Annotated in this window: 16 protein-coding genes; all 16 read right to left on the bottom strand. The window is 34.8% G+C overall.

Translation table 11 applies throughout. The annotated features are described in order from the left end of the window. Positions 1–22: 22 nt before the first annotated feature. The 16 genes from pseB to M1E09_RS02105 all read right to left on the bottom strand — a co-directional run bounded on the left by pseB (position 23) and on the right by M1E09_RS02105 (position 17536). On the bottom strand, positions 23–991 hold the full coding sequence (gene pseB / locus M1E09_RS02180) for a UDP-N-acetylglucosamine 4,6-dehydratase (inverting) (RefSeq protein ID WP_456273267.1): 969 nt from the start codon (positions 989–991) through the stop codon (positions 23–25). A 1433-nt stretch (positions 992–2424) separates the two neighbouring features. Then, complete coding sequence (locus M1E09_RS02175; RefSeq protein WP_456273266.1) at positions 2425–2772, bottom strand: hypothetical protein; 348 nt, start codon at positions 2770–2772, stop codon at positions 2425–2427. Then, entirely contained in the window at positions 2772–3176 is a 405-nt protein-coding gene (gene fliS, locus M1E09_RS02170; protein WP_456273265.1) for a flagellar export chaperone FliS, read from the bottom strand. Before fliS ends, M1E09_RS02175 begins: the two co-directional genes overlap by 1 nt. Positions 3177–3208: 32 nt before the next feature. Continuing rightward, the gene (gene fliD, locus M1E09_RS02165; protein ID WP_456273264.1) at positions 3209–5233 is read right to left on the bottom strand and encodes a flagellar filament capping protein FliD; all 2025 of its coding nucleotides are present in this window, start codon (positions 5231–5233) and stop codon (positions 3209–3211) included. A 12-nt stretch (positions 5234–5245) separates the two neighbouring features. Beyond that, positions 5246–5611: a flagellar protein FlaG gene (gene flaG, locus M1E09_RS02160; RefSeq protein WP_456273263.1), complete on the bottom strand. Its 366-nt coding sequence runs from the start codon at positions 5609–5611 to the stop codon at positions 5246–5248. Positions 5612–6390: 779 nt separating this feature from the next. Then, positions 6391–7998, bottom strand: a complete 1608-nt coding sequence (locus tag M1E09_RS02155) for a glycosyltransferase family protein (protein ID WP_456273262.1) — start codon at positions 7996–7998, stop codon at positions 6391–6393. 687 nt (positions 7999–8685) lie between these two features. After that, a complete protein-coding gene (locus M1E09_RS02150) occupies positions 8686–9945 on the bottom strand; it encodes a motility associated factor glycosyltransferase family protein (RefSeq protein ID WP_456273261.1) in 1260 nt (419 codons plus the stop codon). Beyond that, positions 9942–10277: a hypothetical protein gene (locus tag M1E09_RS02145; RefSeq protein WP_456273260.1), complete on the bottom strand. Its 336-nt coding sequence runs from the start codon at positions 10275–10277 to the stop codon at positions 9942–9944. The genes M1E09_RS02150 and M1E09_RS02145 overlap by 4 nt, the downstream gene beginning before the upstream one ends. A 30-nt stretch (positions 10278–10307) precedes the next feature. Then, positions 10308–12092 carry a motility associated factor glycosyltransferase family protein gene (locus M1E09_RS02140; RefSeq protein ID WP_456273259.1) on the bottom strand — a complete coding sequence of 595 codons (1785 nt, stop codon included), beginning with the start codon at positions 12090–12092 and terminating at the stop codon, positions 10308–10310. A gap of 70 nt (positions 12093–12162) precedes the next feature. Then, on the bottom strand, positions 12163–12987 hold the full coding sequence (gene hag, locus M1E09_RS02135) for a flagellin Hag (RefSeq protein ID WP_456273258.1): 825 nt from the start codon (positions 12985–12987) through the stop codon (positions 12163–12165). Between the two features lie 153 nt (positions 12988–13140). Continuing rightward, complete coding sequence (csrA, locus tag M1E09_RS02130) at positions 13141–13362, bottom strand: carbon storage regulator CsrA (RefSeq protein ID WP_456273257.1); 222 nt, start codon at positions 13360–13362, stop codon at positions 13141–13143. A 3-nt stretch (positions 13363–13365) separates the two neighbouring features. After that, positions 13366–13815 (bottom strand): flagellar assembly protein FliW, encoded by a 450-nt coding sequence (gene fliW, locus M1E09_RS02125; RefSeq protein ID WP_456273256.1) that lies wholly within the window; start codon positions 13813–13815, stop codon positions 13366–13368. A gap of 40 nt (positions 13816–13855) precedes the next feature. After that, positions 13856–14410: a DUF6470 family protein gene (locus M1E09_RS02120; protein ID WP_456273255.1), complete on the bottom strand. Its 555-nt coding sequence runs from the start codon at positions 14408–14410 to the stop codon at positions 13856–13858. A gap of 123 nt (positions 14411–14533) precedes the next feature. Next, on the bottom strand, positions 14534–15412 hold the full coding sequence (gene flgL / locus M1E09_RS02115; RefSeq protein WP_456273254.1) for a flagellar hook-associated protein FlgL: 879 nt from the start codon (positions 15410–15412) through the stop codon (positions 14534–14536). Between the two features lie 14 nt (positions 15413–15426). After that, positions 15427–17022 (bottom strand): flagellar hook-associated protein FlgK, encoded by a 1596-nt coding sequence (flgK, locus tag M1E09_RS02110; protein WP_456273253.1) that lies wholly within the window; start codon positions 17020–17022, stop codon positions 15427–15429. 16 nt (positions 17023–17038) lie between these two features. Next, positions 17039–17536: a flagellar protein FlgN gene (locus M1E09_RS02105; protein WP_456273252.1), complete on the bottom strand. Its 498-nt coding sequence runs from the start codon at positions 17534–17536 to the stop codon at positions 17039–17041. Positions 17537–17540: the final 4 nt, after the last annotated feature.

Genomic DNA, 17540 nt, shown 5'->3' with positions numbered 1-17540 from the left:
ATTTAAATAGAAGAAATAGTAATTACTCGTTTACTAATTCTCTAAGTTCATCAACAGTTAACCAATGGTCATTTACATCGCTCATATAGGTAAACCCTTCCGCTAAATGTTTACCACCGTTTGAGTATTCTTCTCTCCACCATGGAAATTCCGGTTGAATTACATAGTAAGTATCATATTCTAAAGTTTGACGAGCATCATCTTCATTAATCATAGCTTCATGTAATTTTTCTCCCGGACGAATTCCAACTATCTTAATTTCACATTCAGGAGCTATTGCCTCAGCTAAATCCACGACTTTCATACTAGGAATTTTAGGTATGAAGATTTCTCCACCTTTCATTCTCTGGAGATTATCAATAACAAATTGTACACCTTGGTCTAATGTAATCCAGAAACGTGTCATGCGTTCATCAGTAATTGGAAATTGAATCTCTCCTTGTGTCTTAAGCTTTTTAAAGAATGGCACTACACTTCCACGACTTCCTACTACATTGCCATAACGAACTACCGAGAATCTTGTTACCTTATTACCTGCATATGAATTTCCAGCAACAAATAATTTGTCTGAAGCTAACTTAGTCGCACCATATAAGTTAATTGGGCTTGCTGCTTTATCTGTGCTTAGAGCTATTACTTTTTCAACACCACGATCGATGGCAGCCTCAATAATATTTTGAGCACCATGAATATTGGTTTTAACAGCCTCAAAAGGATTATATTCACAAGCACCTACATGTTTTAATGCAGCTGCATGAATGACAATATCCACTCCATCAAAAGCTCTATATAAACGCTCTTTGTCACGAACATCTCCGATAAAGAAGCGGATTCGAGGATCAGTGAACTCCTGCGCCATTTCATATTGTTTTAATTCATCACGGCTAAAAACAATAACTTTTTTAACATTTTGTTCTAACACCCTTGATATGAATTTTTTCCCAAAAGAACCTGTACCACCTGTAACTAAGATTGTTTTATTGTTTAACATAAAAATTCTCCTGTTCGTTTATTATTTTAGTTTATAGATTTTGTGAAATTTTTGAGCCCTTATTCTTCAAAACAACTTTTTTCTTCCATTTTAAAATTAATATCGGGGCATATTAGTTGTAATAGTTTACCAACGCTACCAACTGAGTAAACAATAAAATATTAATCTATCATATATTCTATGATTTATACTTATTGTAGTATAATCATCAAGCTTTAAACTTTTCTTATCTACCGATGTAGAAACTGGAACATGTACATCAATATCTTATCCAACTTCCTTTTGGTTTTTTAATAAATTTTCAAAAAAAAACTTACACTATAATTTGAATTAATATACCAAACCTTCTTACTTAATTTATTCCACCCTGGATTTATGTCATTTTATCTATTATACCAATAACTTTAGCCCCTTATTTTATTTTCCAATTTTCTTACATCATAACTACCTTTTTATCATTTTCCTAATTAGTAAATACATCTTTAACAAATTTATACTCTTACCCCCTCATGACCAACTGCCAAAAAAATTATTCACTATCATTAACCTCTTCAAGATCAGCGAAATCAATACGGCATTCCCATTTTTTACTACTAAAGATTCTACATATGCTCAACAACTACTGGATTTATACCATACTCATTAAAGCTAGTAATATTATCTATAACATTAGAGTTCTAATATCAAAACAATTTTCTTTAAAAATTATTTCAAGCAAAACCACTTTTGCTCGTTTTACTTCATAATATTTGAATTAGCTTTTTAATAATCCCACCTGATACAAATTCACCCTTCCCATCGTTAATTTTTCTTACTGACTATTTTCTACAGCTTTAGCGACTTCAGTACCTTTAATACTACTTGCTTTATTCACACCAGCAATTATTTACTAATAGTCTCTTAAAATCCCTTTATACTTTATTAATCAACGCGAGAAACAATTTTAAAATATTCTCTAAATTATGCACTTTATCGTCTAGATTTACCTTTAGGAGAATATCCAACTTTAAAATCAATTCACATGTTAGCCCACACTCTTTTTCGAGAATAGGTATACAGATATCCTCCGTCACCCATTGATATATAATGGATTAATAATCAACTAACGAACCTTCAAGATTGGAATGGAAAGGTTTCCCCTTGGTTCCTTTGCTATAATAATATCAAAAAGTTATTAATTTGTTTTGTAATCCTCAGGTGAATGAATTATTTTCCAGAAAATACGCATTAATTTAAGTGTCAATTATCGCACCAGTAATATTTATTTTTTACTATTTTAATAACTGTAACTCTGTGTATTTAAACAGAAACCATTATGTAATCTTTTTGTTAATTTCTTTTGGTGCTTGTCTTGTAGGTACCAGTCTACTAATTTCACAATTCACTTTTTACAAAAAAAGAACCCCTAACTAATCAGGAGTTTAATTGAAAAATCAATTCTTTTTATCATAATAATATCCGTCCGTTTGAAGATGATCATAAGGATTTTTGTATTTTTTAACTGAAACTTTCTTTTTAACAGTTCCATTCATTTCCCTTTTGATACGATCTCGAAAGTCTGTCATCTTATTGTCAATCATTTGGTTCCACTTTATTATTTCTCTGCTCAGCTCTACTTCTTGTTCGATGAAGGGCGGCTCTATTTTCTCCAAGACACTATCTCTTCGCTCTAATAAATTTTCCACTTTAGAAATGTAAGCATCCCACTCTTCATCAGGGAGCGCTTGTAAAACTTCGACCAATTGTTTGGTCAACAGATAACATTCTTTAACAGCCAACATTACGCTTTATCACCTGAACCTGCATATTGCTGCTGTCTGTTAGCTTGAATGACTTGCTTCCACGTATCGCGAAATTCTGTCACAAACCCCTCGATTTCTTCCAAAATTTCAGTGTCATTCTTTAGATTGGCTTCAATCAGCCTTCTATTCAGGTAATCATAAAGTGCCATAATATTTTTCGAAACTGCAATGTCCATATTCAGGGTCACCATGAGTTCACTGATAATATTTTGAGCCTTTTGAATGTTAGTATTTTTTACTTCTACCTGTTTATCAACGATTGCTTTTTTTGCAAACTGAATATTCTTCAGACAGCCATTGTATAGCATAAGCGTTAACTCCCCGGGTGATGCTGTTGAGACTGAGTTGTTTTGATACGTTTTGTATGGGTTGTTAATAGCCATATTGCCACTCCTCACTATTCCTTAATAAATTATTACATGCCACTAAACTGTTGCATCAGATAAGCTGACTGGGAATTAGCTTTTTGTATCGCTTTCTCCATGGCAGTGAACTGACGCCAGTAACGGTCTTCAACCTGCTTCATTCTGTCTTCAAAGAGGTCGATTCGATTATCCATATTATTCAAGTTTCTTCCAATGGCAAACTGCTGATTGTTAGAAAACGCATTTCCTGCTTTATCTTTTAGCTTGTCCATAGCGTTGTTGGCCGTATCGTATAGCCGGTTGATGATCCCCTTTTCTTCTTCAGTAGATCCATCCCAAGAAAAAAGATTTTGAACAGAAGAAGGATCTTCTTCAATTGCTTTTTTTAATTCAGTTTCATTAATTACAAGCTTCCCGCCTTCTAAATAATTGCTAGTGGTGGTAATTCCTATGGAAGCTAACTGATTAAATACGGAAGAGACTCCACTGTTTTGAACCGGCTGATAGAAATCCATCCGCATTTCTGAAAGTACATTGGATAGGATTGGATCTCTTCTTAACAATCCACTTTTGGCCATGTCTGTCCACTTTTCCTGCTGTTTATCAGACAGTGATTCTTTCTGGTCATCTGTTAGAGGTTTGTAGGAACGATAATATTCTTCTGAAGTTTTATCACTTATTTTCCCTATGAGCTCATTGTATTTTTCAATAAAGCCTTTTATGTTTTCATACACCTTTTCGGTATCATTATTGACTGAGATTCCAGCAGAGCCGGTAGTAAATGTCTGCTTTAATGTAAAAGTGACACCGCTAATCGTAAAGGTATTTGATGTCCTTTCCGTAGTAAGCCCATTAATGGTGAATTGGGCATTTTCGCCGCCAGTTTCAGTTACCTTATTGGGGTCTGAATTGTAAACATTCGCATCAAACTTTAATACTGAATTAATGAATTCACCTGAAGTATTTATTTCCCTATTTGTTTCAGTACCATTATAATTACCTGTTTCAGTTCGTGTAAGAGTCACCTGGTCTGAGAATGAGTCATACACCATCGAAAGTCCAACCTTGGAGCCGTTCACTTTATTCATAACGGTATTTAAAGACTGGTTCCCTTGGACAATAAAGTTTTCAGAGGTTTCGCCTTTTGAAGTATGAGCTCCCAAAGTAAAAGAAGTGTAGTTTTGGGTATAGGTTGCTTCAAAAGAAGTGCCTGAAGCTTGCTCCGCATTAAAAGTAACTTTTCCTGTTTCTTTATCAATATATCCTACATCTGCACCTATGGTAAACCTATTATTTGCAGTGTCATCACTAATCGAATAGGTCGCTCCATTAATCTTAAAAGAACTCAATGACTTCAAGGATCCACGCTCAAGCTGCCATGTACCGGCTGCTGCATCGATGGTTTTATTTTCAGTTCTGTTCTGGGTGATAAACTCAGCTTTTACCACCGCCCCTTGAGATAAACCAGTACCTCCAAACACTAACTTATCGTTCGTCACATCTAAATACACTTCTCCGGCAGCGGGAGTAGAAGATTGAACAACTTTATAATTCTTCCCATCCACCTTTACATTCAACGTCCCTGAATCAATCGCATCCACATTTAGAGCAAGTTCAGTCGTTCCGTCTGCTGCAACATTGATGGTTTGCTTTTCGACTGCTCCCTCCACCCAAGTAATATTGTTGCTAAAGGTTTGAGAGAAAAGACTTTTCGCCGGTTCCAGAGTATTATTGGAAATTTGCCCACCATTAGTAAGTGTTGCCGCACTTGCTAATTGTGTGACATTTGATATATTATAAGACCCCTGTGAAGCAGAAGAAGTTGCTGTTGCTGTCAATAAATTTTCATTGCTTGAAGTAGTTTTTCGAGCACTATACTTAGAAGAAAATTTCATTTGAGTAAGTTCCGAACGAAAGTCCAACAATAGAGTGTTCATTGATCGATAGTCATCACGTTTCCATTCTAGTATTTGCTTTTGTTGCTTTAATTTATCAAGAGGCATTCTCTCTGCCTTCATTAAATCAGCTACTATAGAATCGATATCCATCCCGCTCGCTAAGCCGCCGACTCTCATAATCTCACTCCTTTAAATCTTTTTATCTATCATTAAACCAATAAACTCTTTCATCGCTGCATGCATGTCCAATACTTTTTTGGATGGTATTTCTTTTACTACTTCTTTTGTTGTGTCATCTATTATTGTGACATAGTAATCTTTTAACTTTTCATGGAATTCAAACTTTAGATGAGTATTTGAAGAAGATAGAAACTCGTTCATTCCTCGGACGACACTATCTAATTTCTCTTTTATGGTAGGCTCTTGGTTGTATGGAGATCTCTGTTGCCCTTCTGCCTTATTTTGTATTTCACTATCGGATATTTCTCTACTTTTTGAGGTTGAAGAATTGTATGAATGTATACCCACTGATAACCCCGCCACTTTGTCAATCACCTTTGGAATCCTCCTAATGGTTACATATATTTGTTATATCGGTTACTACAGAAATATATTTAGTAGGATTTAGTTTATTAGCAGGAAAAAATTTTCACCTTCATTTCGAGGTATTCTCCTTTATTTGAGATAATATCTATCTAATATTACAACGAACATAACAAATCAAACCGCCAATTACGCAACTATTCTAGTACAAATAATAAAGTAACATACTGTATTTTTATTTCTTAAATAATGTTGTTTTAAAACCCTACCTGCGAGTAAAATAGATTATCAAAAATAATATTCAAAATTGATTATATTTTATATCATTGAGATTGTAATCCGCATTGGAATTAGATTCTTTATTGTTCCTTGTTAAATAAGTAAAGGAAAGATCATATAAGAATATTCCAATAGAACACATCTATAAAAAGTTTCTTGTTTTCAAGAATAATGAATAAAAACATTTCTTTGTTCTTGACAGTCCTCCCGCTCACATTATTCTTTCATTGATTACAAAGAAAATAAGGATTGGATTGCTTATTCAATTAATTCAGTTAAGTCAATTACTTAAAGTTAATTGCTTCCACTTTATTTATATTCTATCGCACCCTCCTATAATGAGATTAGCCTCAACTCCATAATGAAAGTTAAGGCTGATTTATTTGTTGCTATTAAAAAAAACGTTCGTTAATTATTATTTATTCTTTGATTTTTATACACTACCAAACATACTGATCCACTTGTCAGCAGAAATATGCATTGAAACGATACTGAATATTCGAGATCATCTATCATCTCATCATTTTCGAAAGTTCACTATTACTATTGACTACCTTCATCATTTCCTCTAGTCTATGTTTAAAGGTGTGATGGTTTCTAACTGTTTCTTGACCAGTTAATCGTAATTGTTCACGTGCTTTTGGGTGAATTAAATAATAATTAATTATTTCTCTAAGATCTTGCCAGTCACGGAAAACTTCTAAATCTTTTCCTAAAGTAAATAAACGCTTTATATCTTTCTTTTCATTTGTTAACAAAAATCCACCTGCACCTAAAATATCGAAAACTCTCATTGGTAATCCAGATTCAACAAATTTCCTAGTAATATTTAAATTAATTTTACTTAATTTAAATATTTTTGGCATATCATTAAAATGTTCAGCTTCTCCCACAAATTGGCTTTTTACAATTTCACTCCAATACTGATCTCCATATACCTTTAAATCCAATTGAGAAAGTTCTTTCATTACATACATTCTTTCTAGTTGACTATATTTTCTACCAAGTAAGTAATATAGCTTAGTTTTTCTTTCTAGTAACTCCTCATTATTATGCAATATTTTTCCCTCTAATTCTCTTTCAAATAAATTTATTATACTCTCATCGATAAAATCATACAAAATCGATTCGTCGGGTTTTGTTATCTGTTCAAGAAATTTCACTTCAATCCTTTTCTTTAATTCATCCGACAATGTATGTCTGAATTTTAGATTGTATTCGTTCTCCATTCCAGTTGTTCCAACGAAAGAAATATCAGATATAAATTTTTTATCGTTATGATCAATGAATATCTTATCAAACCTATTAACATTGACTCCCACCGGTAAATAGAAGACTCGCTCTAACCCTTTTATTGTTAAAGAACTAACAACACCCTGATCATAAATAAAATAAAAGCAATGATGGAATTTCAGATTTTTTTCATCATATAAAGAATAAGCTGGTGTATCAACAGTCCAAGAAATATAAATAATTTCTAATGCTTTACAAATATGAGCAATTTTCTTGCTAAAATTAATTGTAAAGACATAGCGTGGAGATATTCTGGAAATTTCAGAAAGTAAGTGCTTATCATTCAACCAATTTAGTTTGTAAACTTTATAACCTATATTAGAAAAAGCATCTATACAATCTTCTGCTATTGTAATATGATTTAGGACAACAATCTTTTCTTTACTTCTGGGTTTAGCTTTCGAAAAATATTTTTGAACCTCACTATAATAAATAGGATTAATTTGAACTAAGTTTTTGTTCACTATGATTTGGTAATGTTCTTCAGGAAAAAAAACTTTCTTAAAGTCCTCTCCAAACAAATAAGTAATCCTTGAATCCTTAACCTTATCGACTGTTAGATTTTTGGCCTTCCAAGCTTTAATGAAATCTGCATCAAACTCAATTGCGTATATAGGCTTGTCAGATGTATGGTTTAATAAGTGTTCTAATTCATAGCCAAGACCAATTCCCAATACTATATAGGCTTCCACAGTATTATCAATATGAAATGGTCTTATCTTTTTAGGTTTATATTTAGAATAAAGATACTTCCAATTACCATTTATCAGATACTTGCAAGTGCAATCACCATCATTTGCTATTTCGACTTGAAGTTTATCACTCATCTGGTTCACCCTTACTTTTCTTTCTTTTATTAAATTGTACTAATTTTTATTTTAATACATTTTTATTAAGTTAGTTCCTTCTATCCATGAAGGGACAAAATTCTTTCAAAAAAATAAATTGGAAATAATCAAAAATTATTATTCACTATATTTTACCTAGAGGATCCCTTTTTATCTATGTAATTGAAATACGTTTTTTAAGATGATCAATCAATTTAACTAATATAAACCTTTTTTTTCAGAAAAAACACTTCATCATCTACAAGTAAGAGAAATTAGCTATATAAATTGTGTTGGAAACCTTCTTAGATACCTGAACTTTCACCTGGTAACTTGACAAACAATTGTATTAGCAATGTTACTAAAACCTCTATAAAAAAATATACATCTATTATTCGAGCGCAATATCTTGTTGCTCAATTTAATATTTTAGTATAATTTTCTATGTATTCATTTTTATCTTATCCTTTGAAATCCCATTCCATTAGTTTGGCAATTAAGCTTCAGGACCATCCATAATTACTTTGAAAAGTTATTGAAGAAGGAGCCTCTCCGAAATCACCCATAGAATCCTGATTCTAGTTTCTAATTAATTCTTTTAAGAAAACTTTTTGTTTTATTTCCAATGATTCCTCATAGCATGTAAGAATTTATATCTTCTTACATGCTATGAGGAATCTTTCAGCATTAAACATTGGTATACTCTTTCAGACTTCTGTGAATCCAACCAGGAATGTAGGCTCCCCCCTCAGTACAATTCCACAATTCTATACCTCTACTAATACTACTTCTATAGCTCTGAAACCATTTTAAATATATATATAAATTCTTAGAAGTATTAACCTTACCTTGCCTGTAGTAATCTTCAACTTCAATTAAGTTACTACTATTGATACTGTGATGAGCATGAGTACCTACTGCATGACTATATCCATTAGTAAAGGCTAAATCTTGCCCAATTAAAGCCACCTTACTACACCCCATCCACATTAATAAATCGAGTAAACAAGTTGCGACTGAACCCCCTGTTTCAACAACTGGCTCATTTCGCAATTGAGCTTGCTCTTCTGATTTAAAGAAACCCTTTTGCCAAACAATGAATCTTGGGCCTATGTATTCCTTTACAGCAGTATGATTTGCTGTAGATAAATAAAATAATGGTATTTCAATACTTTTATTTTTCAATTGGTTTTTTATATTTTCTTGCGGGTCGGACACCATAACAATATCTGGTTCAATTCCTGCAATTAAAAGAGGAGTTAATGCTGTCCCTACACAAGCTAGGAAATATTCACCACTTTCACTGAGCATCTTTAAATACGGTAACTGCTTAGTTAAAGACGGGCCGGCAGAAATGAGGATCGATGGCTTGTTTAGTAAATATAATTCCCACTCTTTTATTCCATTATCGTTTAAGCGGCAGTTATCACTAAAATTATTTATGAGTTGGTCACCATGTCTCCGTATGGTTCTTAAGAAAACCAAAAACCTTTCTAACGCTTCTTTTATAGGTAGTAGTTTTGGAGGTATCAATTCTAGGGATGGTGAATGAATTAGGAACATTGTGTCTTCTTCATTTAGCCTCGGTAGCAATTTTTGTTGCACTTTTGACATATCATCTGTCACAAAAAGATGATTTTTAATTTTAGGATTCAATTCATCTAATACCTTATTTTTCTTAAGCCAGTCTACATAGCCAGGGTTAAAATCCCATACCTCTATAGGAGTATATGCATACTTTTCAATTATTCTTGCAATATGAAAGCCTGCACCTATTCCTACAATGACTATTTTTTTCGGCAGATGCTTATCAATTTCCCATTGAGATACCCACCGGTTTGCTTCTAATATAGGATTATATTTACTATGTAAAAGAAACTCTCGACCAGCTTTATTTAATACAACCGTTTGATGGCCACTTTTTGTTTCTTTTAATTTCCAATTCATATTTCTACCGAATTAACCTTACTTAGCCAGTCATTGAGAATAGGTACTAATTCATAATCTATTATATCAGCTAACAAAACGTAATCATTGATTTCTAACGAAGAGAGCATTTCTCCTAAGTGAGAGTTCAATTCATTGAAATCAATATTTAATAGCAATCCATTTTTTTGAATTCCAGCTAAAGCTTGTACAATCCAATCTAACCCCTCTATAATATGTGGGACTAGTTGCAAAGCATTTGCTTCATTCCCTTCCTGTAAATCTTCAACCGTTTGTTTACAACCATTCACCATTTTAGGGATATATTCTTTTATGCTTTTAATTGTCTCCATAACTATGTACTCCATTTTTCTTCTCCCTTCTTACTGGTCTTCCTCTATAACAATTTCTAAAATTTCAATAGTAGTCTCTGCAGCTTCAATAATTCCCTTATACAGTGCATCCGACTTATTAAGAATTCTTTTGGTTTTATCAAGAGGAGATTCATTATCCTTCTCTTGATACAAGTGATTAACACGGAAATATACTGGCATGGTAATATAATAAATAATGTTACTTCCTAAGTACTTATTTAACTTTTCATCTATCATATCTAATTTACTTAGTATTCTTATGTCAGTTAAAACAGTTTCTCTAGAAATCCCATCCAACATTTTTTTCGCTTTCTTAGACAATTTTATTATTTCCCCAAGTTTTTCTTTCTCTGATAATAATTTTGAAACAATACGTTCCTTTTGTTTAGTATTTACTTCATGAGAAATAAATACTTCTTGAAATACATCTGAATAATTCTCGTTACAGTTTTCCTTAACGAAATCACTAAAACTTATATTTTTAATACCCTCAATTAGGACTCCGCCTTCCGTAGAGTTATATATCTGTCGTTGATCTCCATGATTTCTAAAAATCGTTACCATCTCTTCAAATACTCTCTTCATACTTAAAAACTGATAGCTGGTTAGAACTTCATCACCATAATACCCTGTAACATAAGTATACATTTTGTTTTTCTCAATTTTATTTTGATTAATTTTTTTAAAGTGTTTATTTCCTTCTGCATGAGTATAGTTGTTGGTATAACCTAAATCTTGCCCTATAAAAGTAATAGTTCCACTAGTCATACTTTGAGCAATATATAAACAAAAATTAGCTACTGACGCACCCCCGACAACAAAACCTATGTCTGTGCCCACAGTTTGATTTACCCACTCGGCTAATCCTTCATCACCATTATTAAATACTACTTTCAGACCGTTATGATTTCTTGGTATTTCTCTATGACATGTAAAACTATAGAATAATGGAACATCATCGTAATTTATATTTTTGAAATGCTCCCAGTTTGGCTCTCCTCCATCAATTGATACTACTAAATGTGGCTTTATTCCTGCATTAAGTAAAGGGTTCAAAGTAGATCCGGCTGCGATAATCAGAGCTGAACTTTGCTCTCTTACTGTTTTCAGAAGGTCTAATTGTTTAGTCAAAGAAGGACCTGAAGATACGATAATAACTGGACAGGTGAATCTTTTTTGAAATTTTTTATATGGGGTAGATTCCCAAGCACCATAAACATTATACAAAAGATTTTTTTGCCAAATTTTTGAGAATACTGCCATTGTGCCAAGATTAACTAAAGATAGTTTTACATTTTTCTTAATAATTTCTTCTACACTATCAATTAATCTTGGATATATCCGGTCATAGTTGGGCGATACAATGAGTTCTACTTGCGCCATATATTTCGAGGTTATCAAGTATTTGATTTCTTCATCTATCTGTTTTTCTTCAAAACCAATAATAAAAAAGACCCTTGGATGATTATATAATCCACTGAGATTCGGGTTGTTTTTCACTTGTTTAAACAAATTTAAACTTGGTTCAATTATGAGTAGAAATTCATCTTCTCTAATTTCGGTTAGGAACTCTTTAGCTAAATAACCATAACCTATACCAAAAAGAACATGAGCATGATTTTTTTGATAATGCTTACTCACTAAACGCTTTGCTTCTTTTAGAGGATTATAATGACTATTAAGATAAAAGTTGTTATACCTAACTGACCTATTTCCTGTTTTACTTTCTGTAATTAAGATGTCCTCTTTATGTAAATCATTTACTCTATTATTAATATATATAATATTATCCATAGTTAACTCCTCTTAATAATAAGATAGGCAACCATTATATGGTTGCCTATCAGTAAATATTTCAGAAAATTTAACGCAATAACTGTAAAACTCCCTGAGGTTGTTGGTTAGCTTGAGCTAACATTGCCTGAGAAGCTTGAGATAAAATAGAATTTTTCGTTTGATTCATCATTTCTTTCGCCATGTCTACATCACGGATTCGGGACTCAGCAGCAGTTAGATTTTCAGCACTTGTATCTAGATTAGTAATTGTGTGTTCTAAGCGATTTTGATAAGCACCAAGCTTAGATCGTTCTTTAGAAACCTTCGTTAAAGCACTATTAACGTGTGTAACAAAAGAAGTAAATTCATCAAAACCACTTAGCCCTGTAATAGCAGCTTGAGTTAAGTTAGTAGCTAATGATGATGCATTCATCGATCCTATTGTCACAGCAATAACCTGACCAGAGTTCGCACCAACTTGGAAGTTATATGTTCCACTAGCCGCTATTAATTTTTGTTCATTGAATTCTGTATCAGAAGAAATTCTATCGATTTCTTTCTTTAACTGTTGTAGCTCATCCTTGATAGATTCACGGTCTGCTGTTACGTTTGTATCGTTGGCACCTTGTATTGCTAATTCACGCATACGTTGTAGAATAGAATGTGTTTCATTTAATGCACCCTCAGCTGTTTGTATCAATGAGATACCATCTTGAGCATTACGAGACGCTTGCTCTAACCCACGGATTTGACCACGCATTTTTTCAGAAATTGATAGACCTGCTGCATCGTCCCCAGCACGGTTAATCCGAAGACCTGAAGATAATTTCTCCATAGATTTTGATTGCATATTGTTAGCAGAACCTAACTGACGGTAAGTATTAAGAGCAGCAATATTATGATTGATTCTCATTATAAATTTCCTCCTTGAATTTAAAGTCCACATCCTTGTGAACTGTTAATTAGTTTGCTAAGAGTACGAAAGGTCGGCCGCCCTATGTTGCTCTTGCTTACACTATTAATATCGGAGGATACTGAGATTCTTTAATAGTTTCCGACGATTTTTTTATTCTTTTTTTACTAGGATATCGAAGAGGTTGCTGATTCCTTTTGACGCCTCGGCATTCTCTTCTTGAATGGATACATAAATTTCCTTCCGATGGATTTCAATATGTTTTGGAGCTTCTATCCCCAGTTTTATCTGATCACCTTTTATAGAAAGAATTGATATCTCGATATCTTCACCTATCTGGATGACTTCTCCTTTTTTCCTTGTCAAAACTAGCATGATTTATCCCTCCTGCCCCTGCTTTTGAGGTTGTTGAAAAATAAAATGCCTCGTTTGATAGTTAGTTTCGTTGATAATGACCTGCTTGGCCTCATTGTTTGCAAGGTTGATAATCACCGGCGCTTGTAAATTCGTTGTGGTTTCATGAAGCGGTTCTCTCACCGTGACAATTGAAAGCACCTTGATATCCTGTTCTGCTGGTTTTTCAAGAGTATTGATTGTACTTGAATCCAGTTTAAAATCATAGTCATTGAAAAAGACAAATGGATCGGTTACTACGAAACCAAGTTCAGGTGTCCGGACAGACTGAAGGACTTGGAACCATTCATTTTCAGGCAAAGAGAGCAGGATGAATTCTTTTTCATTCACGAAACCCGGTATTCCTTGGCTGAACTTTAATATATCCTCTTTATCAATCTCGATGTTGCCATGGTATTTTGTTTCAAGCTTCATTTCATAACTTCCTTTCTACTATAGGTAAATCTTTTCAAGATTAAATGGTAAAATCAAATTGAATCGAGTTTTGTTGCATTAAGTTAAACTTGATATCCCCCGGTTGGTATTGAATGATCGGTTTTTGAGGAGTAACTGCACTTACCACATCCTGAGTTTGATGTGTGACATTTACTGAGCCTGGCTGGTAATCGATTCTTACACTGAATGGAGAAGGAATGAAATCAATACCAAACTCATGCTTAGGAAGCTGGCCGTTTCGTTTCGCTTGAGCTGCAATCGCTCCTCCTCCGTTTTCAATTTTCATCAGTTCACTGCCTTCTTGGGCTTTTTTGGCGAGATATTGCGCCCAGGCCTGGTATCCTTCTTGTGCTATTTCTTTGTTCCTTCTTAGGATGCCTTTTAAATTCATGTCTGCCCACGCTTCTGTTTGATCAATGGTCAGCCTTCCTGGGGTTTGCCTCATTTGAATGGACGGTTGAGGCTGATGAAGGTTAACTTGCGCTTTTGGCTGTTGCATTTGAATGTGAGAACTTGATTTTTGTATTCCCAATTGAGCGTTAGTTGTTTGTATTTGCAGTTGCGGCAATCTCATAAATATCACCTCATTAAAAAAGCTGCCCACTGTTTGTTCACACGTACAATGGACAGCTTGTAATCCTGCTGATTATTTCTATTTTCTAATAACCCTCCAAATCTAGAAGCTCATTTTAAAAAATTATCTTAAGAAATCCATCAGGGTCGGCTGGATGATTTTAGCACCGACACTCAAAGCTGCACGATGAACGCTTTCTTGTGACGTCAAATCAGTGATGACTTTTTCAATATCCGCATCCTCATTATCGGATAAAATTCGGGTTGCTATGATACCTGTCTGTCCTAATCGATTTTCAATCATTTCCAGGCGATTGTATCGTGCTCCGAGTTCAGATCGTTCTGCTTGTAGAGAATCAATGTTAACATCCAATTTTTCAAGAGCATCATCCATCGCTTCCGCATTATAACCGCCTTCGAACAACTTGGCGACATTCTCCAAGTTATCATATAACCCTTGATTAAAGACTTTTTCGGGATTGATATTGGATTTTATATTGACCCCATCTGACACCGTTACTCTATAGTCATCTGTATTTAAAGATACCGTAGGAGGGTTCCCATGTTGTACTGGCGGAGCATCTACATTCGTACCGTTAAATATATATCGTCCGGAAATTTTAGTGTTTGCCACTTCAACGAGATCCTGCTTCAATTGTTCAATTTCCTTCGAAATGGCTAACCGATCTTGCTCGCTGTTCGTACCATTTTTACCTTGAATGACCAACTCCCTCACACGTTGAAGAGCACTGTTTGCCTGAGTAAGTCCTGCCTCTGAGTTGTCCATCCATAGATAGGCCTCAGATGTATTTCGTTGGTATTGTTCTACTTCACTTAGATTAGAACGGTAGAACATCCCTTTCATGGCTACAACCGGATCATCTGACGGCCGGGTGATTTTCTTCCCTGTCGCCAGTTGGTCTTGGTATTTCCCTAGTCGTTCATAGCTTTGGCTTAAATGTCTCAATGAATTGGATGCAAGCATTCCTTGTGTTACACGCATATTATCTCACCCGCCTATCTTCCACCGGTACCCATACCGTTGATAATTTTATTTAGTAGCTCATCTTGCAATGTAATCATTCTGGCAGAGGCATTGTATGCATGCTGATATTGAATCATGTTCGTCATTTCTTCATCCAATGAAACAGCACTCGTTGACATCCTTCTTTCCTCAACTGCCTGCCTTAAGGTTCCACTGTTCGCTGTCAATCTCATCGCATTCTGGGTGTCTACTGCCATTCCGCCAACCAGCACTTCGAAATAGTTTCTGAAGCTGGCTTTCTGGGAATCGGTTGCCGTTCCATACTCCAGCTCTTTATTAATGACATCTGCCAGTTCCAATAACACGCTTGCATCTCCGGTTGTTGCGTCGGCAGGGACGGTTCCGTCTGCATTGGCAATATTATCGAGACTAGCTTTGATTTTATCCGAAATAACAATGCGCTGAGCAAATCCTTGTTTATCGGAATCTGTTAAAGCCCCATTTGCTGAATCTGCAAAAAATTCAATTGGTAAGTCAGTTGGTTCATGCTCCCCGGCTGCATTAACATAGTTGATTTCATTGGGACTCATCCCGTCGGAATGGATCTCGTTGAACTTCTTGGCAAAAGTATACGCAAGATTATCCAGTTCATCTAACATCTTTGGGTAATCCCCGGAAATTGTCCCATCCGCTTGTTGCATGCCGAAGGACTCTATTAAAGCTTTTAGTTTTCCATCTGATTTGAAATTTTCAATATTGGTTGTTGTGCCATTGATTGTAATCCCATTTACGTATGTATCAGGTGCTGTTCCGGTCGACTCTACTGAAATTTCTTTATACCCGCCGATGCTTACGACATTCGCAATTTGGGAATTATTACTGTCGACAATATTGATGATTGCTTTTCCTTCTGCAATTTTTAACGCATTTCCTCCAGAAGACTGATAAGAAACATCAATATCTACCAGCTGCGATAAACGGTCAATCAGCCTGTCACGTTCATCATATAGATCGTTTGGCAGGTATCCATTTGGCTCAACATCCCCAATTTGTTCATTGACATTATGAATTTGGGTAATTAATGAATTCACTTCTTTTTCCGTGATTTCAATTTCGTTCTTTAAATCTTGTCGGATTCCTGTCAATGAGTTGGACAAATAATTGAACGTTTCTGCCAAGGCAATCCCTCTCTGCCTGACTACCGAACGTGCGCCCGAGTTTTTCGGGTTCACCGCCAAATCCTGAAGAGATTGCCAAAACATATCCATTGTTTTGGCTAAACCTGAATCAGACGGTTCATTCATAATTTCTTCCATTTTCGTGAGTGATTCGGCTTTCGATTCCCAATAACCAAGCTTATTATTCTCAGCACGGTATTGAACATCCAAGAAAGATTCTCTAATCCGTTGAATGCTTCCTGCTTCAACACCTGTCCCCATTTGCCCAGGGATTTGCGGACGGTTGATTGCTGGTGCCGGATATGGTTCTGTCTGTTGGAAATTGAGCCTTTGCCTTGTATAACCTGGAGTATTGGCATTGGCAATGTTATGGCCAGTAACACTCAAAGCTGCCTGTTGGGTGAACATTCCCCGCCTAGCTGTTTCCAGTCCATGGAAAGTGGATGCCATAGATAATCCCCCTTTTTTATGCTTTAGAGTCGAATAGAGATCGACTATTCATTTCTTCTGTATGATCTATTGGGTCTTTAGAATAGTTGGGTGATTCCTGCCTTCCAGTTAACAAATCCAAATTCAAGTTCACGAACTGTAAGGATTGATTAAGAAGACTTTGATTAAAATCGTTCACTTGCTTTAAGTGATTTACTGTTTGAATGAGCTCGTTTTGAAGAACTTTTAGTCTTTCTGCTTCAATAAATTTCCCATATTCCAACAAGTGTGAAATGGTGACGTTAGAGATATTAATAGGAAGATCTTTAGCAAACTGACGCTGGAGGTTCTCCCGTTCGTTGTTTAATACCTCAATTGCCTTTATATGCTTGATCTCGTCTTTCATATGTTTACCGAGGGATTCAATGTCCCCATCCTTAAGGATCTTCGTCTTCCTGACGGCTACTTCATGCAGACTCTTTTGCAAGGCAAGAAGTTTTTCAAGAACACTGATCAGGTTCCTTTCAGCAGACAAATGA

Source organism: Bacillus sp. AK031, assembly GCF_053903065.1.
Note: the sequence above shows the minus strand (reverse complement) of the source record. Positions and strands in the feature narration are given on the sequence as shown.